The organism is Variovorax humicola (assembly GCF_037889915.1).
GTDB lineage: Bacteria > Pseudomonadota > Gammaproteobacteria > Burkholderiales > Burkholderiaceae_C > Variovorax > Variovorax humicola.
Genome location: NZ_JBBKZV010000026.1, coordinates 1 through 22,037, shown reverse-complemented (window position 1 = coordinate 22,037; position 22,037 = coordinate 1). Strand labels below are relative to the sequence as shown.

General features: G+C 66.2%; 22 protein-coding genes and 1 pseudogene. 13 read left to right on the top strand and 10 right to left on the bottom strand.

Annotated elements, in window-relative coordinates; genetic code table 11:
- Positions 1 to 3: 3 nt before the first annotated feature.
- Positions 4 to 1,254, top strand: a complete 1,251-nt coding sequence (locus tag WKW80_RS27900; protein ID WP_340366843.1) for a 4-hydroxybenzoate 3-monooxygenase — start codon at positions 4 to 6, stop codon at positions 1,252 to 1,254.
- A 19-nt stretch (positions 1,255 to 1,273) separates the two neighbouring features.
- On the opposite strand, the gene WKW80_RS27895 is transcribed toward WKW80_RS27900, so the two are convergent.
- Positions 1,274 to 2,197 carry a DUF3616 domain-containing protein gene (locus WKW80_RS27895; RefSeq protein WP_340366842.1) on the bottom strand — a complete coding sequence of 308 codons (924 nt, stop codon included), beginning with the start codon at positions 2,195 to 2,197 and terminating at the stop codon, positions 1,274 to 1,276.
- Between the two features lie 392 nt (positions 2,198 to 2,589).
- Between WKW80_RS27895 and WKW80_RS27890 the strand changes: the two genes are divergently transcribed.
- Positions 2,590 to 4,386 (top strand): PQQ-dependent methanol/ethanol family dehydrogenase, encoded by a 1,797-nt coding sequence (locus WKW80_RS27890; RefSeq protein ID WP_340366841.1) that lies wholly within the window; start codon positions 2,590 to 2,592, stop codon positions 4,384 to 4,386.
- 10 nt (positions 4,387 to 4,396) lie between these two features.
- Positions 4,397 to 4,741: a high-potential iron-sulfur protein gene (locus WKW80_RS27885; RefSeq protein ID WP_340366840.1), complete on the top strand. Its 345-nt coding sequence runs from the start codon at positions 4,397 to 4,399 to the stop codon at positions 4,739 to 4,741.
- A gap of 236 nt (positions 4,742 to 4,977) precedes the next feature.
- On the opposite strand, the gene pqqE is transcribed toward WKW80_RS27885, so the two are convergent.
- From pqqE to WKW80_RS27860, 6 genes are all read right to left on the bottom strand, one after another.
- Positions 4,978 to 6,177, bottom strand: a complete 1,200-nt coding sequence (pqqE, locus tag WKW80_RS27880; RefSeq protein ID WP_340366839.1) for a pyrroloquinoline quinone biosynthesis protein PqqE — start codon at positions 6,175 to 6,177, stop codon at positions 4,978 to 4,980.
- Between the two features lie 44 nt (positions 6,178 to 6,221).
- Complete coding sequence (gene pqqD, locus WKW80_RS27875; RefSeq protein WP_340366838.1) at positions 6,222 to 6,485, bottom strand: pyrroloquinoline quinone biosynthesis peptide chaperone PqqD; 264 nt, start codon at positions 6,483 to 6,485, stop codon at positions 6,222 to 6,224.
- The gene (gene pqqC, locus WKW80_RS27870; RefSeq protein ID WP_340366837.1) at positions 6,482 to 7,261 is read right to left on the bottom strand and encodes a pyrroloquinoline-quinone synthase PqqC; all 780 of its coding nucleotides are present in this window, start codon (positions 7,259 to 7,261) and stop codon (positions 6,482 to 6,484) included. The genes pqqD and pqqC overlap by 4 nt, the downstream gene beginning before the upstream one ends.
- Complete coding sequence (locus WKW80_RS27865) at positions 7,258 to 7,440, bottom strand: hypothetical protein (RefSeq protein WP_340366836.1); 183 nt, start codon at positions 7,438 to 7,440, stop codon at positions 7,258 to 7,260. Before WKW80_RS27865 ends, pqqC begins: the two co-directional genes overlap by 4 nt.
- A 67-nt stretch (positions 7,441 to 7,507) precedes the next feature.
- Entirely contained in the window at positions 7,508 to 7,582 is a 75-nt protein-coding gene (pqqA, locus tag WKW80_RS37450; RefSeq protein WP_081781751.1) for a pyrroloquinoline quinone precursor peptide PqqA, read from the bottom strand.
- A gap of 242 nt (positions 7,583 to 7,824) precedes the next feature.
- Complete coding sequence (locus WKW80_RS27860; RefSeq protein ID WP_340366835.1) at positions 7,825 to 9,954, bottom strand: sigma-54-dependent Fis family transcriptional regulator; 2,130 nt, start codon at positions 9,952 to 9,954, stop codon at positions 7,825 to 7,827.
- A 334-nt stretch (positions 9,955 to 10,288) separates the two neighbouring features.
- On the opposite strand from WKW80_RS27860, the gene pedF reads away from it, so the two are divergent.
- Together pedF and WKW80_RS27850 are read left to right on the top strand one after the other, a co-directional pair.
- Positions 10,289 to 10,738, top strand: a complete 450-nt coding sequence (gene pedF, locus WKW80_RS27855; protein WP_340366908.1) for a cytochrome c-550 PedF — start codon at positions 10,289 to 10,291, stop codon at positions 10,736 to 10,738.
- Between the two features lie 9 nt (positions 10,739 to 10,747).
- Complete coding sequence (locus WKW80_RS27850) at positions 10,748 to 11,590, top strand: transporter substrate-binding domain-containing protein (protein WP_340366834.1); 843 nt, start codon at positions 10,748 to 10,750, stop codon at positions 11,588 to 11,590.
- A gap of 14 nt (positions 11,591 to 11,604) precedes the next feature.
- Here WKW80_RS27850 and WKW80_RS27845 read toward each other — a convergent pair whose 3' ends face one another.
- Together WKW80_RS27845 and adh are read right to left on the bottom strand one after the other, a co-directional pair.
- Positions 11,605 to 12,012 carry a DUF779 domain-containing protein gene (locus tag WKW80_RS27845; RefSeq protein ID WP_340366833.1) on the bottom strand — a complete coding sequence of 136 codons (408 nt, stop codon included), beginning with the start codon at positions 12,010 to 12,012 and terminating at the stop codon, positions 11,605 to 11,607.
- A gap of 11 nt (positions 12,013 to 12,023) precedes the next feature.
- The gene (gene adh, locus WKW80_RS27840; protein ID WP_340366832.1) at positions 12,024 to 13,544 is read right to left on the bottom strand and encodes an aldehyde dehydrogenase; all 1,521 of its coding nucleotides are present in this window, start codon (positions 13,542 to 13,544) and stop codon (positions 12,024 to 12,026) included.
- Positions 13,545 to 13,722: 178 nt separating this feature from the next.
- Here adh and WKW80_RS27835 point away from each other — a divergent pair, with 178 nt between their 5' ends.
- The 8 genes from WKW80_RS27835 to WKW80_RS27800 all read left to right on the top strand — a co-directional run bounded on the left by WKW80_RS27835 (position 13,723) and on the right by WKW80_RS27800 (position 21,788).
- Positions 13,723 to 14,154: a hypothetical protein gene (locus tag WKW80_RS27835; protein WP_340366831.1), complete on the top strand. Its 432-nt coding sequence runs from the start codon at positions 13,723 to 13,725 to the stop codon at positions 14,152 to 14,154.
- Between the two features lie 223 nt (positions 14,155 to 14,377).
- Positions 14,378 to 15,319, top strand: coding sequence for an ABC transporter permease (locus WKW80_RS27830; RefSeq protein WP_340366830.1), 942 nt, complete (start codon positions 14,378 to 14,380; stop codon positions 15,317 to 15,319).
- Positions 15,316 to 17,100, top strand: a complete 1,785-nt coding sequence (locus WKW80_RS27825; RefSeq protein ID WP_340366829.1) for a dipeptide/oligopeptide/nickel ABC transporter permease/ATP-binding protein — start codon at positions 15,316 to 15,318, stop codon at positions 17,098 to 17,100. The genes WKW80_RS27830 and WKW80_RS27825 overlap by 4 nt, the downstream gene beginning before the upstream one ends.
- Positions 17,097 to 17,942: an ATP-binding cassette domain-containing protein gene (locus tag WKW80_RS27820; protein WP_340366828.1), complete on the top strand. Its 846-nt coding sequence runs from the start codon at positions 17,097 to 17,099 to the stop codon at positions 17,940 to 17,942. Before WKW80_RS27825 ends, WKW80_RS27820 begins: the two co-directional genes overlap by 4 nt.
- 53 nt (positions 17,943 to 17,995) lie before the next feature.
- Entirely contained in the window at positions 17,996 to 19,549 is a 1,554-nt protein-coding gene (locus tag WKW80_RS27815) for an ABC transporter substrate-binding protein (protein WP_340366827.1), read from the top strand.
- A gap of 10 nt (positions 19,550 to 19,559) precedes the next feature.
- Positions 19,560 to 20,471, top strand: a complete 912-nt coding sequence (locus WKW80_RS27810) for an alpha/beta hydrolase (RefSeq protein WP_340366826.1) — start codon at positions 19,560 to 19,562, stop codon at positions 20,469 to 20,471.
- Between the two features lie 5 nt (positions 20,472 to 20,476).
- Entirely contained in the window at positions 20,477 to 21,112 is a 636-nt protein-coding gene (locus tag WKW80_RS27805; RefSeq protein WP_340366825.1) for a TetR/AcrR family transcriptional regulator, read from the top strand.
- Positions 21,113 to 21,347: 235 nt separating this feature from the next.
- Complete coding sequence (locus WKW80_RS27800; RefSeq protein ID WP_340366824.1) at positions 21,348 to 21,788, top strand: DUF3237 domain-containing protein; 441 nt, start codon at positions 21,348 to 21,350, stop codon at positions 21,786 to 21,788.
- Between the two features lie 71 nt (positions 21,789 to 21,859).
- Here the strand turns inward: WKW80_RS27800 and WKW80_RS27795 are convergent.
- Positions 21,860 to 22,037: pseudogene (locus WKW80_RS27795) on the bottom strand (L-idonate 5-dehydrogenase); the annotation flags it as partial.

The window sequence follows — 22,037 nt, the reverse complement described above, 5'->3', positions numbered from 1 at the left end:
CAAATGATCAAGACCAGAACCCAAGTCGGCATCGTCGGTGCCGGTCCCGCAGGCCTGCTGCTCTCGCACATCTTGCATCTCAACGGCATCGAGTCGATCGTCCTCGAACGCCAGGGCCGCGACGACGTCGAAGCCATCATCAAGGCCGGCGTGCTCGAACAGGGAACGGTGGACCTGATGAACGAGATCGGCGCCGGCGAACGCATGATGAAGGAAGGCCTGCGCCACGAAGGCATCGTGCTGCGCTTCGACGGTCGCGACGAGCGCATCGACCTTGCCGATCTCACCGGCGGCAAGGCCGTGAAGATCTACGCGCAGCACGACGTCATCAAGGACCTGATCCAGGTCCGCCTCGCGACCGGTGGCGACATCCGCTTCAACGCGAAGGACGTGAGCGTCCACGAGCTGGAGGGCGCGCAGCCGAAGATCCGCTACCGCGAAGCCGACGGCACCATGCACGAGATCAACTGCGACTTCGTCGCCGGCTGCGACGGCACCCAGGGCATCAGCCGGCCGTCGGTTCCCGCGGGCAAGCTGGAGGTGTCCGAGCGGCTCTATCCCTTCGGCTGGTTCGGCATCCTCTGCCAGGCGCCACCGTCGTCGGACGAACTGATCTACTCGATGCACGAACGCGGCTTCGTGCTCGTCAGTACGCGATCGCCCGATGTGCAGCGCATGTACTTCCAGTGCTCGCCGACGGAAAAGGTGGCGGACTGGTCCGACGACCGCATCTGGGCCGAATTCCGCGCGCGCCTGAGGACGCGCGACGGATGGGAGCCGAAGGAAGGCAAGATCTTCGGCAAGACGGTGATCGGCATGCGCAGCATGGTGGTCGAGCCCATGCGCTACGGCAAGCTGTTCCTGGCCGGCGACTCCGCGCACGTCGTGCCGCCGACCGGCGCCAAGGGGCTGAACCTGGCCGCGTCCGATGCGCAGATCCTGGCCCGTGCGCTCACCTCCTTCTACCAGCAGCGAAACAGCGACCTGCTCGACCAGTATTCCGACATCGCGCTGCGCCGTATCTGGAAGGCCACGCGCTTCTCGTGGTGGATGACGTCGATGATGCACAGCTTCCCGGGTGCCGACGCCTTCCAGCACAAGCTGCAAGTCGCCGAGCTCGACTATGTGACGCGTTCGCGCGCCGCGGCGACGGCCTTGGCGGAGAACTACGTCGGCCTGCCGATCGAGTGGCCGGCATCCGGCGCGAAGCGCAGCCGGCAGGCAGCCGTCAAGCCTGTGCCGTTGGCGGCCTGATCACCCGCGGCCTCACCTCTCAAGAGGCCGTCTGCAATTGGTCGAGATCCAACAGGAGATAGCTGGCGGCTCGTCGGGTCTTCCGATCGCCGTCGTCGCTGACGATGAGGATCCGCCCCCTTCCATTGAGGACCGCCGAACACACGCCTTCCGCGCGCTTCAGGCTCTTCAGGCCCGGGACGACGACACGGCGGGCCGGACTGCCTTTCCGACCGTCCCAGCGCCAGAGACCGAAGGGCTCCTTCTTGCGCGAGACGGGTCCGCTGATGATCAGGTACTCGGTGAGCGTACGCACGTAAGTCAGGCCGCGGATCCCGTGGCCGCCCAGGTCCAGTTCATCGAGTTCTGCGGCCACCCGGGGGTCCTCGTCTGCTTCGAACATGCCACGGGGATTCTCGATGCGCGCAATGATGGCGCGCCCGTCGCGCAACGGGCTGCGAAAGCCGATCAGCAATTGCTGCTGGTCCTGGGTGATCTCCAGCCCTTCGATATTGAGTCCCGCATCGGTCTTGACGTCCCTCACCTCGGCTGCCGCTGCCAGCTCGGGATGCCCTGTCGCCAAGGCGCTCTTCAATCCCTTGACGACCTTCGGGTCCTCGACCCGATTCCCCTCGACGCGAAACCTGACCAGTCGTTCACGGGCGCTCTTCTCGTTGCCATCGTCGTCCCGGGAATGCGACGTGACGGCATAGACGAAGCCGTCCCGATCCAGGGCAAGGCCTTCGAGGTCGTCGAGGTTCCAGAAGTCGCTGAAGATCTGAAGCAGACCGGGCCCGAGCCCGGTGCTGTCGACCTGCCCATCGGCACCGATCGTGATCAGGCTGAAGGGATGTTCCTTCTCGTCCTCCACGACAAGAAACCGGCCGTCTGGCAGCTGCTGGATCCCCGACGGCTCATAGATGCCGGTCAGTGATTGAAAAGCGGGAGATGCGTTGTTCGCCACCGGTGCATTGTCTACCCCCGGACCGCGAAATGGAAAAAGTCGAAGCGTTCAGGTGGCCGCCAGGCGCTGTGCCACGTAGCCACCAAATACAGCGCGGGGTCGATGGCCAGGTTCGACGCCTGGCCCATGCCGATGGCGCAGCCGTCCGGGGCCGCCTTGGCGCCCCGTAGAAGCGCGCTGTGGCGAGATGCCACGGTCAGGCGCGCCGCATTGTTCAACCCTGTAGCACTGCAACGGGAAAACCCGCACGCGAAGGCGCCGGAAACGTCCGCGATGCAACACCTGCATCGCCTCCAGGAGCGTGGACGGCTGGCACGGCGTTTGCCCTTGAATCTCCGCAGGACGTGCTCGCCGAGCGTGTCCGCGACCCACGATCCACTCAAGGAGACACCATGCAATTGAAGCTGTTGACCGCACTCATCGCGGTCGGTCTGGCCGCTACTGCCGCCCGCGCGCAGGTCACGGACAAGATGATCCAGTCCGAGGCCACCGCGACGGGGAACATCCTGACCTGGGGCATCAACACCCAGGGGCAACGTTACTCGCCGCTCAGGCAGGTGAACTCGACCAATGCCGCGAAGCTCCTGCCGGTATGGGCCTTCTCGTTCGGCGGCGAGAAGCAACGCGGGCAGGAATCGCAGCCGGTGATCATGAATGGCAGGATGTTCGTCACTGCGTCGTACTCGCGCATCTTTGCCCTCGACGCGACCACCGGCAAGAAGCTGTGGAAGTATGAGCATCGGCTGCCCGACGGCATCATGCCCTGCTGCGATGTGGTCAACCGCGGTGCCGCGCTCTACGACAACCTGGTGATCTTCGCGACGCTCGACGCGCAACTCGTGGCGCTCGACCAGAAAACCGGCGACGTGATCTGGAAGGAGAAGATCGACGACTACGCCGCCGGCTACTCGGCCACGGCCGCACCGATCATTGCCGATGGCGTGATGTTGACTGGCGTGTCGGGCGGCGAGTTCGGCGTCGTCGGCCGCGTCGAGGCGCGCGACCCGAAGACCGGCAAGCTGCTGTGGATGCGGCCCACCGTCGAGGGCCACATGGGCTACACCTACGACAAGGACGGCAACAAGAAAGAGAACGGCATCTCCGGCACCGTCAACAAGAGCTGGCCCGGCGACCTGTGGAAGACCGGAGGTGCGGCCACCTGGCTCGGCGGCACCTACGACGCCAAGACCGGCCTGGCCTATTTCGGCACTGGCAACCCGGCGCCATGGAACAGCCACCTGCGCCAGGGCGACAACCTTTTCTCGTGCTCCACGGTGGCCATCGACGTGAAGACCGGCCAGATCAAATGGAGCTACCAGAGCACGCCCAACGACAGCTGGGACTTCGACGGCGTCAACGAATTCGTCACCTTCGACATGGACGGCAAGCGCGTCGGCGGCAAGGCGGATCGCAACGGCTTCTTCTATGTGAACGACGCCAGCACGGGCCAGCTCATCAATGCCTTTCCGTTCGTCAAGAAGATCACCTGGGCCAGCGGCATCGACCTGAAGACCGGGCGGCCCGATTTCATCCCGGAGAACCGGCCCGGAGACCCGATCGAGGGGCCCGATGGCAAGAAGGGCGGCGCCGTGTTCGCCGCACCGGGCTTCCTGGGCGGCAAGAACCAGATGCCGATGGCCTACAGCCCCGACACGAAGATGTTCTATGTGCCGTCCAACGAATGGGGCATGGACATCTGGAACGAGCCGGTCGCCTACAAGAAGGGCGCGGCCTACCTGGGCGCGGGCTTCACGATCAAGCCGCTCAACGAGGACTACATTGGTTCGCTGCGCGCCATCGACCCCAAGACCGGCAAGATGGCCTGGGAAGTGAAGAACGGCGCGCCGCTCTGGGGTGGCGTGCTGACCACCGGCGGCAATCTTGTGTTTTGGGGCACGCCCGAGGGCTACCTGAAGGCGGCCGATGCGAAGACCGGCAAGGTGGTCTGGGAGTTCCAGACCGGCTCCGGGGTCGTCGCGCCGCCGGTCACCTGGATGCAGGGCGGCGAGCAGTACGTCAGCGTCGTCTCGGGCTGGGGCGGTGCGGTGCCGCTGTGGGGCGGCGAGGTGGCCAAGAAGGTCAACCTTCTGGAGCAGGGCGGCATGGTGTGGGTCTTCAAGATCCCTGGCGCGGGCGGTTCACCGCGCCCGGTGCAGGCGGGCAGCGCGGCCAAGGTCGCTTCCAACTGAGGGCAGGCGCATGAACGACATCGACAAGGGCGTGGCCGCAGGGGTCACGAGAAGGGCGTTTGCCGGTCGCATCGTGGCGGGCAGCTGCATTGGCATTGTGCCGCTCGCCGCGTGGGCCGCCGTGCACGCCGAGGAGTCCGACGAGACCTCGATCACGCTCGGCTACAAGCACGACACGAAGACCGTCGACGCAAAGAAATATCCGAAGCACGCGGCGACGCAGCGCTGCGTGAACTGCGCGATGTGGCAAGGCGCGGCAACCGACCCGTGGGCGGGCTGCGCCATGTTCGGCCGCAAGCAGATCGCGGCCGAAGGCTGGTGCATGGCGTGGGCACAAAAGCCGGGAGGAGCCTGACTCCGAAGCGCCGGCCAGTCGCCTGCCCCGAGCCGCTGTGGCTCGGGTGGCTCGCACCGGCCGGCGTGCCGGGCTTCGCGACCCGGCTGCCTGGCGTGCGGGCGCGGGCGCTGCAGGCGCAGCACGATTCGCCGGGTGCCGATGCGGAGGTTACCTGGCGAGCGATGGGCGGCCGACAACCAGGCTGCCCTGTCGGCCCTCCGCCCAGCCGCTCGTGGCAAACCGGCGCCGCGTGTTCATGCAGGGCCCTGCGGCGTCGTGCCGAGGGCGCGCGAGTTCTCGTCACTGCGAAACACCAGGCCCTCACCCCGTCGTGCACCCGGCACGAAACGCAACGGTTGCGTGGGCACGCCGTTGGCGCGCTCCCTGACCGCGGCACCCAGCATGTCGTCGATGCGTCCGCGATGCTCGCTCTTCATGCACACGGGGTCCGTTGCTGCCGCGTCGCCCGTGACCAGAAAGGCCTGGCAACGGCAGCCGCCGAAATCGTGATGGCGCTCCTCGCACCCTCCACAAGTCGGGTTCATCCAGGCTTGGCCGCGGTAGCGGTTGAAAGCTTCGCTTTCGTGCCAAGCTTCGCGCACGGACACTTCCCGGAGGTTCGGCAACGCGGGACCGGGCAGCATGCGGGCGCTGTGGCAGGGCATGGCCAGGCCATCCGGCGCGACCACCATGAAGACGGTGCCCCATCCGGCCATGCACGGCTTGGGCTTGGCATCTGCATAGTCGGGCGAGACCCAGAGGATCTTCATCCTGCCGGCCAGCCTTGCGCGGTGCATGTCGACGATGGCTTCCGCATCGCGCAGTTGTGCCGCCGTCGGCATCAGCGCAACGCGGTTGAGCCACGCCCAGCCGTAGTACTGCGTGTTGGCCAGTTCGAGGAAGTCCGCCCCCATGCGCTCGGCCATGTCGATGATGCGATCGACATGCTGCAGGTTGAAGCGGTGCATCACGCAGTTCAGCACCATCGGATAGCCCTCGGCCTTGATGATGCCTGCGACTTTCGATTTCAGTTCGAAAGTCTTCGAGGAGCTGAGGAAGTCGTTGAGCTCGCGCGTCGAGTCCTGGAACGAGAGCTGGACGTGGTCGAGCCCGGCCGCCTTCAGCGCTCGGGCGCGCGTGCCCGTGAGGCCGACGCCCGATGTGATGAGGTTGGTGTAGAAGCCGAGCCCGCGTGCGTGCGCCACGAGTTCCTCGAGGTCGTCTCGCAGCAGCGGCTCGCCGCCCGAAAAGCCCAGCTGCACGGCCCCGAGTGAGCGTGCCTCGGCCAGCACACGCTTCCAGCTCGCGGTGTCGAGCTCCTGGTCGTGTTGCGCATAGTCGACCGGGTTCGAGCAGAACACGCAGTGCAGTGGGCAGCGATACGTCAGCTCCGCGAGCAGCCAGAACGGCGGCTTGACCGTGCCGTGGGTGTGCGAGGCCTTGGTTGTGCCCATGTTCGTTCCCATGTTCGTTCCCATGTTCGTGCCCATGTCTGTGCCTATTGCAGCCAGCCGCGTTGCAGCGCCTGGCTCAGGAAGAGGACCACGTCGCCATGCAGGGAGGCCTGCGAAAAGGCGATTTCGAGCTCGGCGACGATCTCGTCCACGGTGCGCCGGCCGTCGCAGCGCTGCAGGATCTCGGCAGCCGGGGTGTTGAGGCGCACCATGCCCTCGGGGTAGAGCAGGACCCAGCTGTCCTGCGTCGGCTCGAACTGCATCCGGTACAGGGCCGACATGCGGGGGCGGCCATCGGGCGTGATCATGGTCGTTGCGCCAGCGGCATGTCGTCGGGAAAGCCGCGCTCGATGGCATCGAGCATCGCCCAGAGGATGTCGAGCTTGAAATGCAGGATCGCGATGGCCCGCTCCTGCCGGGCGCGCGTGGTGCACCAGCGTCGCGCAACCTCGAGTCCGTGCTCGACGTCGCGCGTGGCGAGCGGAATGCGGCTGCGGAAATATGCGAGGCCCTCGACGTCGATCCACGGGTACAGCGTCGGCCAGCCGGCGAGCCGGTCGGCATGGATCCTGGGCGCAAACATCTCGGTCAGGGAAGAGATGGCCGCTTCTTCCCACGGACGTTGCCGTGCGAAGTTGACATAGGCATCGACGGCAAAGCGCACGCCTGGCTGCACATGTCGATGCGACCAGAGGTCGAGCGGATCGAGGGCCACGGCTTGCGCCAGACGGCTCCAGGATTCGATGCCCCCGGCATCGTCGCCGACGTGGCTGCCGTGGCCGTCGTGATCGAGCATGCGCAGGATCCAGCGTCGGCGCTCGGCGCGATCGTCGCAGTTGGACATCACCGCCGCGTCCTTGCGCGGAATGTTGACCTGGTAGTAGAAGCGGTTGGCCACCCAGGCGCGCACCTGAAAGGGCTGCAGTTCGCCGTGATTGAGTCGCTGGTTGAACCGGTGGTGGATGTGGTAGCGCGATTCGCAGGCGCGCAGGCGGGCCTCGAACTCGTCGAAGTCCCACAAGCGCTGGAGTTCGTCGCGAGCCGCTTCGCGCGGACGCGCGCGGTTGGCCAGTGAGGCAGTCATGGCGTGATCTCCAGGCCGTCGTACGCCACCTCGAGGCCATGGCCTTCGAGCACGCCGCGCTGCTCGCTCGCCTTGTCCAGGATCGGCTTGCTGTTGTCGATGTGAATCAGCATCGGGCGCCGCGCGGTGGTTGCCCACGATTCGCCGCCGGCGCCGGAATCGGGCACGAGTGTTTTCATGATGAAAAAGGAATGGGGGCCGGCGGCGGGGCAACGCGGAGCTGCACCGCCGCCGGCTTGCAATTGCTCAGCGGTGCGAGATGTACATCGTGATCTCGAAGCCGAAACGCATGTCTTCAAACGCGGGTTGTGACCATTGCATGGAAGTCTCCTTGGAAGCAGAACGGGCCCGGCGGGATTGCCGTGTGGGCAAGGACAGTTCCGCAAATCGCGTGCCCGCGCCGGCATGGCGCAGCGCTTGAGAAAAGACTCGGGATTGCCCCTATGCCAAGGGCTTCGGAGGGCCGGCAACGGCAAGCGTTGCCTGGCAGTGTTCCAGGCAGGTACAGCGCCGTTCCACGGCGGTACAGGGAAGTCCCCAGGAGAGACGCAGGTTCGCGCGCTTCACTTGGCCCGGCGAAGCTTGCGATAGATCGTGTTGCGGCTGATGCCAAGCCGCTTCGACGCGACCGAGATGTTCCCGTTGGCCGCAGCGAGAGCGTTGCGGATCAACTCCACTTCGCTTTCGCCCAGCGTGCGGGGTGCGGCCGATTCGGCCATCGCCTGCGCAGGGGCGGGCTCGACCGCGGGCTCGACGGCGCGCTCGTCGGAGACCTCCGGAAAGCGGACGGGCACGGCGTCGGCAACCGGTGGCGCCACGCGCATGGCCGCCGGAACCTGCGGCGCTTGCACCGGGCGCCCGCTGCGCGCATCTTCCAGGAAGTCGTCTGAAAGATGGTGCTCGGCGATCTCGACTTCGCCCGCGGCCATGACGGACGCCGTGCGCAGGACATTCGCCAGCTGGCGCACATTGCCGGGCCACGCACAGGCCTTGAACAACGACATCACCGCAGCGCTGATCTCGGGAGTGGCGTGCGGGCATTCGGTGAGCAGGATGCGGCGCGCCACGACTTCGAGGTCGCGGCGCTCGCGCAGCGCAGGCAGCTTCACCACGAGGCCGTTCAGCCGGTAGTACAGATCCTCGCGGAACGTGCCCGACTCGATCATGTCGCGCAGCTTGCGGTGCGTCGCGCCGATCACGGCGATGTCCACCGGAATCGATTTCAGGCTGCCCAACGGCGTCACCTGACGCTCCTGCAGCACGCGCAGCAGGCGCGCCTGCAGGGCCAGCGGCATGTCGCCGATCTCGTCGAGGAACAAGGTGCCGCCATTGGCCTGAACGATACGTCCCACCGATCCCTTGCGGCGCGCGCCGGTAAAAGCACCGTCTTCGTAGCCGAACAGTTCGGCTTCGATCAGCGACTCGGGAATCGATGCGCAGTTGACCGCCACGAAGGGCTGCCTGGCGCGGTTCGAATCCTGGTGCACGGCCCGCGCAAGCAACTCCTTGCCGGTGCCGGTCTCACCGAGGATCAGCAGCGGGATGTCGCGGTTGATGACACGTTGCACTTTGTGGATGAGTGCCTCGATCTGCGGGTCGCCGGTGTTCAGGTAGTGCAGGCCAGAGAACAGCGTGCCGTCCGCCGAATTGGCCGTGTCGCCCGCCAGCGCGCCGAGCGGCTTTCGGCTCTCGGTGACAGCCGGGCGGGCGTTGACCGCCGCATCGGTTGGGACTTGCGCAACGTGCGGCTCCAGCACCATCGATCGCTGCGGCCCGTTGAACCGTGCGGCCACATGGAACCGTCGACCGTCGGCCAGGCACAGCATCATCGGCGCGGGCAGCGGCACGCGGAAGTGGTCGAACACCGCCGGGGCGGTCGTGCCGAACAGGCTGGTGAGACTGTGCATGCGCAGCGCAGCGCTGCTCATGGCGAGCTGGTCGAGCGCGCTGCGATTGGCGCCGAGGACCTTGCCGTCCATGCCCACCACGATGATCCCCTCCAGCAACGTGCCGATGAACTCCACCCGGCTATGGAAGTGCAGGCGCAGGCGGTTGCTGTAGTCGTCCGACAGCCACTGGTTCTCGATCATGCGCGCCGACATGCGGACCAGGCCCATCGTGTGCTGATGGTAGGAACGCTGGTCGCCAGTGACGTCGAGAACGCCGAGCATGTTGCCGCGCGGGTCGAAGATGGGCGCTGCCGAGCAGGTGAGGAAATTGTTGGCGTGGATGAAATGCTCGCCGCCGTGGACGACCGTGGGCGCCTCTTCGAACAGCGCGGTGCCGATCGCATTGGTGCCCTTGGAATGCTCCGCCCAGTTCACGCCCGGCATCAGCGCGACCTTGTCGGCTCGCTGCAGGAACTTGTCGTCACCGACCGAGTGGAGGATGGTGCCCGACACGTCGGCCAGCACGATCATGCTTTCGGTGTCGACGATCTGCTCGAACAGCATCTCCATGACGGGCGCGGCATGAGTGAACAGGCGCTGGTTGCGTTCGCGGGCGACGGCAAGGTCGCCGCGCATCAGGGGTTCGAAGTCGGGCCGTTCGACGCGGGTCAGCCCGAGCGCGGAGCAGCGTCGATGCCACTGCTCGATCAGCTCTGTGCGCGCTGGCTGCTGCGGAAAGGGTAGCGCCGCGGGCGTGGTCCAGGTCCTGGCTGTCGTGGTCAGCGCTCGGTGGGATTCAACCATTCCATTGTCTCCTCTGCCTCTGGGCGGGCAGGTCGTCTCGTTTGAACACGCTTCGTGCTGTCGCGTCGCCGTGTTCCGTTTTGGCACACCGTGCGCCGACCCTCTTCATACATGCCGGCTGGCAGTCTCACAGGATGCCACACAGAGCGTGATTCACGCAATTTGTGTTCCCGCTTGCAACACCTTCACCGTGGCACGGCGTTTGCGGATTTGTCAGCGTTTTTACTTCCACACGATCGGAGATGACATGACGAATCTCAAACCACAGGCCCGCGGCTCGTACCAGCGGACCCACGGGGTTTCCCCGCGTGCCCGGACGGCCCGCAACGCGTCGATGCTGCTGGCGGCCGCGCTCGGCATGGCCTGCGCGACCTTGGCCTGGTCGCATGGCGATGTGACACCGCAAGCCGTCGATACCGCCGGACTGCCGGAACTCGGCAAGGAGTGGCGCGCGGAGAACCCTTATCGGGGCAATGCGTCGGCGGTCAAGATTGGAACTTCCGCCTACAACCAGAATTGCGCGCGTTGCCACGGCATCGAGGCGATCTCGGGCGGCATCGCACCCGACCTGCGCAAGATCGACAACGACTGCGCGTCGCTGAAGGATGCGCCGAAGAAGGCGGCCTGCCTGAAGGAGATCGATGACTATTTCCTGACCACCGTGCGACATGGCCGCACCCGCAACGGCGCCGTGTACATGCCGCCGTTCGAGGGCGTGATGAACCAGGAGGCGATCTGGTCGATCAAGGCCTACCTCGAGACCCGCCGCGACAAGCCGATGTAGGAGCCGGCGATGCATGCTTCACACCTCTCGCGCCGCACGTGCCTTCGGTGGATCGGCGCCGCAAGTCTCGGGGCGTCGTCGCTCGTGTCGCGCGCGGCGCCGCTGGACCGCATCCGCGAGCGTGGGGTGCTCACGGTGGCGCTCTACAAGGACATGCCGCCGTTCCACGTGGACGGCAAGGGCATCGACGCAGAACTGGCGCAGGCGCTGGCGGACTCGCTCGGCGTCAAGCTGTCGATGCTGCCGTTCGGTGCCGGCGAAAACATGGGCGACGACCTGCGCAACATGGTCTGGCGCGGACACTACCTGGGCTTTGGACCGGCGGACCTGTTGATGCACGTGCCGGTCGACAAGCCGCTCATCGACGACACGCCGCAGGCCAGCATCCTGGCACCGTACTACCGCGAGCGCGTCGTGCTGGCGCGGCAAGTCGACCGCCTGCCGCAACTCGACAGCCTGTCGGCGCTGGGCGACGCCAAGGTGGCGGTGCCGGGGCAGACGCTGGCTGGCTGGCTCATGATCGGCGCCGATGGCGGTGCCTACCGCAACCAGCTCGACACGCAATGGAAGGACGGCGTCGAAGCAGCGCGCGCACTGCAGCGCGGCGAGGTGGCGGCCGCCGCAGGTCTGGCGTCGGAAATGGAGTCCGTGCTGCGCGGCGACGCGCGCTTCGTGATCGCACCGCTGCCCTCGCCGCGCGCCCAGCGCAATGGCTGGGCGGTGGGCATGGCAGTCAGGAAGGACGCGACGGATCTGGCGCAGGCACTGCAGGCCGGTGTCAACGAGGTGGCGCGCAGCGGGCGCCTGCGCAAGATGTTCGAAAGCGCCAACGTCGCCTGGCAGGCGGCCTGAAGCGCCGGGGTCGGCTACGGCCGGCCCTGCGCCTCGAGCACTTTCCACTCCGCGTCTTCGTACAGCCGGGACCGCGTGAGGAAGCGCAACCCGGTCGGGCGCTCCAGCGAGAACATCCCGCCGTTGCCCGGCACCGCATCGATGATGAGGTGCGTGTGCTCCCAGTATTCGAACTGCGATCGGCTCATGTAGAACGGCGTTGCCGCGATCTCGCCGAGGCAGACGTCGGCATCGCCCGTGATGAATTCGCCCAGCGCAAAGCACATCGGCGCACTGCCGTCGCAGCAGCCGCCCGACTGGTGGAACATCAGCGGGCCATGCTCCGCGCGCAGGCGCTCGATCAGCGCCTGCGCGGCCGGCGTCACCGACACGCGAGGGACGGCCGCCGCGGGGGCGGGGTCGACGGCTCGCGTGTCGGACATGGCCGGCTCGCTCAGAAAAAGCCCAGCTTGTTGGGGCTGTAGCTCACCAGCAGGTTCTTGGTCTGCTGATAGTGGTCGAGCATCATCTTGTGGTTCTCGCGGCCGATGCCCGACTGCTTGTAGCCACCGAACGCGGCATGCGCCGGATACTGGTGGTAGCAGTTGGTCCACACGCGGCCGGCCTGGATGCCGCGGCCCATGCGGAAGGCGCGCGCGCCATCGCGGCTCCACACGCCGGCGCCGAGCCCGTAGAGCGTGTCGTTGGCGATCTCCAGCGCCTCGTCCTCGGTCTTGAAGGTCGTCACCGACAGCACCGGCCCGAAGATCTCTTCCTGGAAGATGCGCATCTTGTTGTGGCCCTTGAACACGGTCGGCTTGACGTAGTAGCCGGACGCGAGTTCGCCGCTCTTCACGTTGCGCTCGCCGCCGGTCAGGCACTGCGCACCTTCCTGCTTGCCGAGGTCGATGTAGGAAAGGATCTTTTCCATCTGCTCCTGCGAAGCCTGCGCGCCGAGCATGGTGGCGGTGTCGAGCGGGTGGCCTTGCGTGATGGCTTCGACACGCTTGATCGCGCGTTCCATGAACCGGTCGTAGATCGACTCCTGGATCAGCGCGCGGCTGGGGCACGTGCAGACCTCGCCCTGGTTCAGCGCGAACATCGCGAATCCTTCCAGCGCCTTGTCGAAGAAGGCGTCGTCGGCCGAGAGCACGTCCTCGAAGAAGATGTTGGGCGACTTGCCCCCGAGCTCCAGCGTGACCGGGATCAGGTTCTGGCTCGCGTACTGCGAGATCAAGCGGCCGGTAGTGGTCTCGCCGGTGAAGGCGATCTTGGCAATGCGCGGGCTGGAGGCCAGCGGCTTGCCTGCTTCCACGCCAAAGCCGTTGACGATGTTGAGCACGCCCGCCGGCAGCAGGTCACCAATGATCTCCGCCAACACCAGGATCGAGGCGGGCGTCTGCTCGGCCGGCTTCAGCACGACGCAATTGCCCGCGGCCAGGGCCGGTGCCAGCTTCCATACCGCCATGAGGATCGGGAAGTTCCATGGAATGATCTGGCCCACCACGCCGAGCGGTTCGTGGAAGTGGTACGCATAGGTCTCGTGGTCGATCTCGCTGATGCCGCCTTCCTGCGCGCGGATGCACGAGGCGAAGTAGCGGAAGTGGTCGATGGCCAGCGGCATGTCGGCCGCCATCGTCTCGCGCAGTGGCTTGCCGTTGTCGAGCGTCTCGGCTACCGCCAGCGTCTGCAGGTTCTGCTCCATGCGGTCGGCGATCTTCAGCAGGATGTTGGCGCGCTCCGTCGGCGATGTGCGGCCCCATGCGGCCTTCGCCTTGTGCGCGGCATCGAGGGCGGCCTCGATGTCCTTCGCGTTCGAGCGCGGAATGCTCGTGAAGGCCTGGCCCGTGACCGGCGTGAGGTTGTCGAAGTACTGCCCGTCGATCGGCGCCACCCACTGGCCTCCGATGTAGTTGCCGTATTGCTTCTTGAATGGGTTCGCGATACCCAGATTGCGCATTTCTGCCATGTCCATGAATCATCTCCGTTGAAAGTTGAGGAAGGAACGCATGGACGACACCGCAAGCGACGGGCCAGCGCATGCCAGCGCATGCAAGTACTTGTCGGGCAAAGGATTTCGCAACGGGCAGGCAGGTCTGCAGTGAGACTGTGGCAGGGCATACGCTGTGCCGAAGCGGAGCAATTGCTGCAGATTGAACCAACGCGATTGCTTCAACACACACCTGCGCCGGCTACGCCGCCTGCTGGAAGAGAACCTGATGCACCTGACCCGCGCCATCGAGGCGAGTTTCCCGGCCGAGATGCGCGTCAGCCGGCCCGCCGGCGGATTCGCGCTTTGGGTCGAGCTGCCCAGGGGGTTCGACTCCCGAGCCCTGCTTGACGAAGCGCTTGAACATGGCATCTGCTTCGCGCCAGGGGACGTCTTCTCCGCAAGCCGTCGCTTTCGGAACTGCCTGCGCCTGAGCGCCGGCAGCACCTGGAGCGAGCGAATCGAAAAGGGGGTTCGGCGTCTCGGCGAGCTCGCTCGCTCGCATTCAGCTCCTCGACCTAGAACCGCGGCTTGCGGCACCTGTGCCAACGGAGCCCAGCGCGCGGCAATGCGTGTCGCCTGGGACAGCGACTGAACGCATCCGATCAATACCTCTCCTGCCTCAAGCCAATTCGGCCATGCGCTTGGCACTTGGCTTTTATGCGCCAAACCATAGGGATACTCCCTATCTCCCTCCTCGAAAATGAAATGAAAATCTGCAATGTACTAAACGGTACATAAGCAATCTTGACACTCGATTGAGAGCGGCCACTGTGAGTCTCGGTTGAGTATTTCGCAATTCCTTGCATAAGGCATTCGTGCTCAGACTCATCGCCCGTCGCCTCCTCTGGTCCGTGCCGCTGGTGTTCCTGGCGACCTTCCTGACCTTCCTGCTCAACAGCCTGGCACCGGGCGACCTGGCGCGAACCCTGATGCAGGGCGAAGGCACGCAGGAGCAATACCAGGAACTTCGGCATGAACTGGGCCTGGACCAGTCGCTGGTCGTGCGCTATGGCCAGTGGCTGGGGCATGCCGCCAAAGGGGACCTGGGTCAGTCCTACTTCACCAAGGAGAGCGTTGTCTCGCTCCTGAACGACCGCATCGGCGTCACGCTCTCGCTCATGGTTGGCGTGCTGGTCATTTGCATGGCCGCGGGACTGGCATTGGGCGTCACCAGCGCGCTGCGCGGTGGCTGGGTGGGACGGGCCATCGATACGCTGTCCCTGGTCGGCCTGACGCTTCCGTCCTTCTGGGTTGCGCTGGTGCTCATTGCGGTCTTCGCGGTCGCGCTGCAATGGTTGCCGGCGACGGGATACACGCCCCTCAAGCAGGACCCGAGGGCCTGGTTCCTGGGCCTGCTCCTGCCGGTGCTGTCGGTGTCGCTGATCTCGATCACGACGATCGCCAAGCAGACCCGCGATTCGATGAACGAGGTGATGGGGCGTGACTTCATTCGCAGCCTTCGCGCCTGTGGCCTGCCGGAGCGCTCGGTGATCTGGAAGCACGCGCTGCGCAACGCCTCGCTGCCAGTGGTGACGGTCCTGGGCCTGGTCATGGTCAATGCGATCAGCGGTACGGTCTTCGTCGAGCGCGCCTTCGTGCTGCCCGGCCTCGGCAGCCTGGCGGTGAGTGCGGCACAGAACAACGATCTCGCGCTGATGCAGGGCGCGACGCTCTATTTCACGCTGCTGACCGTCGCCATCAACCTGCTCGTCGACCTGAGCTACGGCTGGCTCAATCCGAAAGTGAGGGTCGCGTGAGTTCCGCTTCCGACGCACTCTCCGCGCGCAGCTTCGTTTCGCGGCTGCTCGGAAGGCCGATGGTCTGGGTGGCGCTCGCGTGGCTGCTGGCGATCGTCCTGCTCGGCGCGTTTTCCGACCAGATCGCGCCGTTCGATCCGCTGGATCAGGACCTGCTCGCGGTGAAGCAGTGGCCTTCCGCCGAGCACTGGCTGGGCACCGACGACCTGGGTCGCGATGTCTTCAGCCGCGTGGTTCATGGGGCGCTCCCGACCTTCGCCGGCGTGCTGCAGGCGCTCTGTGTCGCAGCAGTCCTGGGTGTGGGCATGGGCCTGTCGGCCGGGTATTTCAGTGGCCGCATTGATGCGCTGGTCAGCCAGGTCACGGATCTGTTTCAGGCACTGCCCCTGATCGTGATCGCGCTCGCGGTGCTGACCGTGTTCAATCGCTCGATGCTGGCCGCCATGGTGACCTTTGGCGTGCTGGGCTCGGCGGGGGTCGCGCGGGTCGTGCGAAGTGCGACGCTCAGCGTGCGTCACGAGCTGTTCATCGAGGCCGCCCGCATCTCGGGCCTGTCGGACCTGGCGATCATCCTGCGCCATGTATTGCCGCGCATCATGGGGCCGGTGATCGTCCAGTTGTCCCTGATCTCGGCGGTCGCGGTCATCGTGCAGACGGGCGTGAGCTTCCTGGGGCTGGGGGTGCCGCCGCCGGCACCGACCTGGGGCGGCGGCATCTTCGAGGCGGCGGCGAGCCTGAATGACTTTCCCTGGTTGCTGGTTCCCAGCGGCGCGGTGGTGGCCTTGACCATCCTTTCCTTCGGCCTGCTGGGCGATGCGCTGCGGGACACCACGGTGGAGACCTGGGCGCGTCCGACCCACCGCAGCGCAACTCGCAGGCAGGTCGATCCAACGGCGCTCGCTTCGATGTTTGCCGACGCTCCCTCCGATGCCGTGTTGTCGCTGCGCGGCCTGCATATCGTGGCAGGCGAGGGCGCGCACAGGCGCACATTGGTGCAAGGCATGGGCTTTGACCTGATGCCCGGCGAGACGCTGGGGCTGGTCGGCGAATCGGGCAGCGGCAAGACGCTCACCATCCTCGCGCTCATGGGGCTGTTGAGCCCCGGCCTGCGCGTCGTCGAGGGCGCGCTGCGGCTCTATGGCCAGGTCATCGACCTCCAGGACGAGGACACGCTGCGCGCGTTGCGCGGCAAGAGGCTGTCGATGATCTTCCAGGAGCCGATGGCGGCGCTCGACCCCTGCTTCACGATCGGCCATCAGCTCTCGGAGGTGATCCGCCGCCACGACCCGATGAGTCGGGCACGCGCCAGGGCGCGGGCGATCGAATTGCTGCAGCAGGTCAAGATCCCGAATCCGGAGGATGTCGCACGGCGCTACCCGCACCAGATCTCCGGCGGCATGGCGCAACGCGTGGGCATCGCACGCGCGCTGGCGCCGAACCCCAAGCTGCTCTTCGCCGACGAGCCGACCACCGCCCTGGACGTGACGGTGCAGGCGGACATCCTGGAGTTGCTCCGCTCGCTGCAGCAGAGCCATGGCATGGCGGTCGTCTTCGTCACGCACGACTGGGGTGTCGTCGCGGACATCTGCGACCGCGCGATGGTGCTGTTCCGCGGCAAGGTGCTCGAGACCGCCGGAGTACTGGACATCTTCGATCACCCGCGGCATCCCTACACCGCCGCGCTGCTCAAGGCCAATCCCCACAATGCGCCGCCTGGCCAGGTCTTGCCCACGGTCTCGGAGACGCTGGCACGCATGACGCAGGAGGAAGCGATCGCATGAACGAGTCGGACACGCCATTGCTGACTGTCGAAGGACTGCGGGTCGAATATCCGCAGGGCCGCGGGAAGGTGTTCAAGGCCCTGAAGGGCGTGAATCTGACGATCGGCCGCGGCGAGACCGTCGGATTGGTCGGCGAGTCGGGTTCCGGCAAGACCACCATCGGGCGCGTGATCCTGGGCCAGACACCCGCGACGGCGGGCCGGTTGATCTTCGATGGCGAGGACATCACCCACGCCTCGCGAGAACGACGCCGCATGCTGGGGCGCGAGATCCAGGTCGTGTTCCAGGATCCGGTAGGTTCGCTGAACCCGGCGCGCACCATCGGCGACACACTCGCGGAACCGCTGATGGCCGCGGGCAATCGCAACCGCACCGAGATCCGCGATCGCGTCGCCGACATCCTGCTGCGTGTCGGCATGCCAGTGGATACCGCGTTGCGCTTCCCGACGCAGTTTTCGGGCGGACAACGCCAGCGCATCGCGATTGCACGGGCGGTCATCAACCGCCCGCGGCTGGTGGTCTGCGATGAGCCCGTGAGCGCGCTCGACCTGTCGGTGCAGGCCCAGGTGCTGAACTTGCTCAACGAATTGCAGCGCAGCATGCACCTGAGCCTGCTCTTCATCTCGCACGACCTCACCGTCGTCAGGCACGTGTCGCGCCGCACCGTGGTGCTGCTGCACGGCGAGATCGTGGAGCAGGGCGACTCGGCTCAAATCCACGAGCATCCCCGGCACGCCTATACGCGTGCGCTGCTGGCGGCCGCACCGATTCCGCATCCCACCCTGCAACGTCAGCGCCGTGAAGAGTGGCGCGTGGCGCGGCAGGCGGCCGCGGCGATCTGAGCGGCCGCGTTCGAAACAGACAAGCTACCCGGCCCAGCCACAAAGGAGACCCGATGTCACGCACCTTGCTTCCGACCCGCACGGCGATCACGCAATTCGCCGCGGCCTTGACCTTGGCCGTCTGCGCGATGCATGGCAGCACCGCACTGGCCCAGGACAAGGTGCTGACAGTGGGCAATCCGTTCGCGCCCTTGAGCATGGACCCGTCGCTGTCAGGCAATGGGCGGGCCGGGACGCATCTGCTGCCGGCCTACGAGCCGCTGGTCCGCGTGCGGGCCGACGGGAGTTTCGAGCCCGCGCTGGCCACCAAGTGGGAGTTGAGCCCCGACAGCCGGCAGGCCACCTTCACCTTGCGCCAGGGCGCCAGATTCAGCGATGGCGAGGCGGTCGATGCCGCGGCGGTGAAGAAGTCGGTCGAATACTGGCGTGGCAAGAAGGGCAGTCCCTTCGCGGTGAACCTGGCCGCGGTCACGTCGATCGACGTGCTGGATCCGTCGCGCGTTCGCTTCACGCTCAGCGCGCCCAACCCGGCCTTCGTGAACCTTTTCGAAGCCTACTGGCTGAGTGGCGACATCATCAGCCCCAAGGCGCTGGCCAATCCCGATTCGCTGGCCAAGGAGACCTTCGGCGCCGGACCCTACAAGCTGGACCCGGCTGCCACGGTGACCGGCAAGACCTACACCTATGTCCCGAACCCGCACTACTACGACAAGTCGCGGATCAAGTGGGACAAGATCGTCCTGAGCGTCTTCGAAGACCAGAACTCGGCGATCCAGGCGATGAAGGCCGGCCAACTCAAGTTGCTGGTCAGCGATCCCGTCACCGGCTTCGCGAACCGCGACAAGCTCGCGAAGAACATGCGCATGGTCACCGACCCGGTGCAGTGGACCGGACTGATCATCGCGGATCGCGCAGGCGTCGTGAACCCGGCGTTGAAGGACGTGCGCGTGCGGCAGGCGATCAACTACGCGATCGACCGCAAGCTCATCTCGAAGGCCTTGCTCGGTGATTTCGCGCAGCCGACGGACCAGTTGCAAGGCAAGGGCTTCCTCGGACACGACCCCGCCAACGAAGCGAAGTACCCCTTCGATCCGGCCAAGGCGAAGGCGCTGCTGGCCGAGGCCGGCTACGGCAACGGCCTCGACCTCAAGCTGGCCTACGTCAACAACACATTGAGTCGCACGATGGCGCAGGTGCTGGCGAGCCAGTTCAAGAAAGTGGGCATCAACGCGACCCTCAACGAACTGCAGGGCTTCGGCGCCATGCTGGCCGCGGCGGCCAACAAGCAGTTCGACACCTTGCTGTTCAACAGCAATTCCGGCGTACCGAACCTGGCGCGCTTCCAGACCCTTGCGCCCAAGGGCAGCCTCAACTTCTACGGCAGCGAAGACCCGACGCTGAGCAAGCTGATGGATGAAGCGGCGAACGTGCCGCTGCCGCAGTCGGAGGAGGCGTGGAAGAAGGTGTATGCCCGCGTGGTCGACCTCGCCTGGTTCGCGCCGATCGCCGCGACCGATACCGTCTACTTTGCCACCGACGATGTGAAGACGCCCAAGATCGGGCAGTCCGTGATCATCGATCTGATCAATGTCGTTCCTTCGAAATGAGCCTGATGCCATGACCACTGCCCAGCCCCTCGACCCCGCCATCGCCGACATGGAGCGCCGCTGGAAGGAATCGGGCATTCCCGGACTCTACGAGGGCAGCGGACCCGAGATGCGTGAGCGCGGCCGCAACGTCCGCGCCCTGCTGTACCCCAAGCCGCGCCTGGAAACCGGTGGCCTCGAGGACATCGAGATACCGGGGCCCGAAGGCGTCGTGCCGGCGCGCGTGGTGCGGCCCGTCGGCGCGGCGGTCCCGACAGCGACACTCGTCTACTTCCATGGCGGGGGCTGGATCCTCGGCGACATCGATTCGCATGAGGCTCACTGCATCCGCATCGCCAACCGGACCGGTGCCGTCGTGCTGACGGTGGGCTACCGGCTGGCGCCCGAGGACCCGTTCCCGGCGGGCGTGGAGGATGCGCTTGCCGCCGTGCGCTGGGCGCATGCGCATCGCGAGCGCCTGGGCGGCGTGGACAAGCCCATGGCCGTCGGGGGCGACAGCGCGGGGGGCAATCTTGCCGCAGTGGCTGCCGTGGTCTGCCGTGACGAGGGCATCCCGCTGAAGGTGCAATTCCTTCTCTACCCGGCCACCGACCTGACGCGCGATCATGGCCCGGTGTCGAAGATGTACCTGGGCACGGGGCCCGAGGCCGTGCAACGGGCGCGCGATCCACGCGCGTCGCCGGTCTTTGCGCCGACACTGGCTGGCGTCGCGCCGGCCATCATCGGTGTCGGCCCCTACGATTTCCTTTACCAGGACAACCTGGCCTACGCGGCCGCCCTGCGCTCCGCCGGCGTGCCGACGACGCTGTGCGAGTTCCCGACGCTCAACCACGGATTCTTCAGCTACGTGACGATATCGGCCGACGCCGCCGCCGCGGCCGATGGGCTTTGCGACACCTTGCGCAACGCCCTGGCGGACTGAGGCGCGTGGACTGCCAAACCAAGACGATGGACCCGGTTGTTCGCGACATCCTGACGGTCGGCCTGGCTGAATTCGCTGCCCGTGGCCTGGCCGGCGCGCGCGTGGATGCCATCGCGGCACGCACGCACACCAGCAAGCGCATGATCTACTACCACTTCGAGAGCAAGGAGGGGCTCTACACCGCGGTGCTCGACCATGCATATCGCCTGGTGCGCGGCGATGCCTTCAACGCGTCGCAGCTTCGCGCCAGGCCACCCCTCGAGGGCCTGATCGAACTTGTGGGACATGCCTTCGACAGCCATTGCGAACACCCGGAGTTCGTTCGCCTGGTGATGTACGAGAACCTGCAGGGCGCGCACGTGATTTCGCAACTGCCAGACATCGCACGCCTGAACCAGCAGGGACTGGACATGGTGGCCGATCTGCTCGCCAGGGGACAGGCCGAGGGCAGCATGCGCAAGGGCATCCTCGCGCGTGACGTCTACATGCTCTACATCGGCCAATGCTTCCACTTCGTGTCCAACCGCTCCAGTGTCCAGGCGGTGCTCGGCAGCGGCCAGGACCCCGATGCCGAACGCGCCGCGCGCCGTGCAGGCGTGATCGAATCCGTGCGGCGTTTCGTCGAAACACGAGATGAATGAAACACCCCCGATGCGCCTGCGGCGCCTCCCCCTCGAGGGGGCGTACCCGGCGGCCCGGCAAAGCCGGTTCCGCGGGGGATGGAACACCCCCGATGCGCCTGCGGCGCTTCCCCCTCGAGGGGGCGCACCCTGCGGCCCGGCAAAGCCGGTTCCGCGGGTGCCCACGAACAGACTTCGCGGTGCTCGTCCTGGCTTCTTGGGTCGCGGGTCACGCGATAGCGTGATGGAAAGTCAAATGACAGATCAACCTATCGCTCCGACGCTCGAATGGATCTACACGGCCGAAGTCGATGTCGGCCCGGTCCGCGACCTCGGGCCCGCGCGTGGCGGGCATCGATTCATCGTCGACATTCTTGGGGGACGCTTCGAAGGACCGGCGCTGCGCGGGGTGGTGTTGTCCGGCGGCGCCGACCGCCAGTGGTTGCGGGCAGACGGCGTGAAGGAACTCGACGCCTTGTACGAGATGCAGTGCGACGACGGCGCGGTGCTCACGATCCGCAATCGGGTCATTGTCGACAACGGCGCTCCGGGCGGCCGCTATGCACGCTCGGTGGTGGAGATCCACGCACCCGACGGGCCGCACGCCTGGGTCAATCGACGGGCGTTCGTGGGCACGCTCGACTCCTTGGCGCCAGCACGAGCCGCAGTGCGCATCCGCGTATTCCAGGTGGGATGAAACACCCCCGGGCCGCCGGGTGCGCCCCCTCGAGGGGGAGGCGCAGCAGGCGCTTCGGGGGGTGTTCAATCTCAGTCGAAGTTCAGGATCACCTTCATCGCCTGCGTGCGGTCGGCCGCGAGCGCGAACGCACGCGCCGAATCGCGGTACGACAGCGTGGCCGAAATCAGCGGCTTCACGTCGACCAGCCCCTTGTTGAGCAGCTCCACCGCCACCGCAAACTCCTCATGAAAGCGGAAGGCACCGCGC

What these genes read in the sequence shown, in the direction of transcription:
- WKW80_RS27845 (WP_340366833.1), bottom strand. Translation starts at nt 12,012, where the DNA reads ATGTCCGACACGCGAGCCGTCGACCCCGCCCCCGCGGCGGCCGTCCCT.
- pqqE (WP_340366839.1), bottom strand. Translation starts at nt 6,177, where the DNA reads ATGGGCACAACCAAGGCCTCGCACACCCACGGCACGGTCAAGCCGCCG.
- WKW80_RS27885 (WP_340366840.1), top strand. Translation starts at nt 4,397, where the DNA reads ATGAACGACATCGACAAGGGCGTGGCCGCAGGGGTCACGAGAAGGGCG.
- pqqC (WP_340366837.1), bottom strand. Translation starts at nt 7,261, where the DNA reads ATGACTGCCTCACTGGCCAACCGCGCGCGTCCGCGCGAAGCGGCTCGC.
- WKW80_RS27860 (WP_340366835.1), bottom strand. Translation starts at nt 9,954, where the DNA reads ATGGTTGAATCCCACCGAGCGCTGACCACGACAGCCAGGACCTGGACC.
- pedF (WP_340366908.1), top strand. Translation starts at nt 10,289, where the DNA reads ATGCTGCTGGCGGCCGCGCTCGGCATGGCCTGCGCGACCTTGGCCTGG.
- WKW80_RS27820 (WP_340366828.1), top strand. Translation starts at nt 17,097, where the DNA reads ATGAACGAGTCGGACACGCCATTGCTGACTGTCGAAGGACTGCGGGTC.
- pqqD (WP_340366838.1), bottom strand. Translation starts at nt 6,485, where the DNA reads ATGATCACGCCCGATGGCCGCCCCCGCATGTCGGCCCTGTACCGGATG.
- WKW80_RS27815 (WP_340366827.1), top strand. Translation starts at nt 17,996, where the DNA reads ATGTCACGCACCTTGCTTCCGACCCGCACGGCGATCACGCAATTCGCC.
- WKW80_RS27850 (WP_340366834.1), top strand. Translation starts at nt 10,748, where the DNA reads ATGCATGCTTCACACCTCTCGCGCCGCACGTGCCTTCGGTGGATCGGC.
- WKW80_RS27865 (WP_340366836.1), bottom strand. Translation starts at nt 7,440, where the DNA reads ATGAAAACACTCGTGCCCGATTCCGGCGCCGGCGGCGAATCGTGGGCA.
- WKW80_RS27900 (WP_340366843.1), top strand. Translation starts at nt 4, where the DNA reads ATGATCAAGACCAGAACCCAAGTCGGCATCGTCGGTGCCGGTCCCGCA.
- WKW80_RS27810 (WP_340366826.1), top strand. Translation starts at nt 19,560, where the DNA reads ATGACCACTGCCCAGCCCCTCGACCCCGCCATCGCCGACATGGAGCGC.
- adh (WP_340366832.1), bottom strand. Translation starts at nt 13,544, where the DNA reads ATGGACATGGCAGAAATGCGCAATCTGGGTATCGCGAACCCATTCAAG.
- WKW80_RS27890 (WP_340366841.1), top strand. Translation starts at nt 2,590, where the DNA reads ATGCAATTGAAGCTGTTGACCGCACTCATCGCGGTCGGTCTGGCCGCT.
- WKW80_RS27800 (WP_340366824.1), top strand. Translation starts at nt 21,348, where the DNA reads ATGACAGATCAACCTATCGCTCCGACGCTCGAATGGATCTACACGGCC.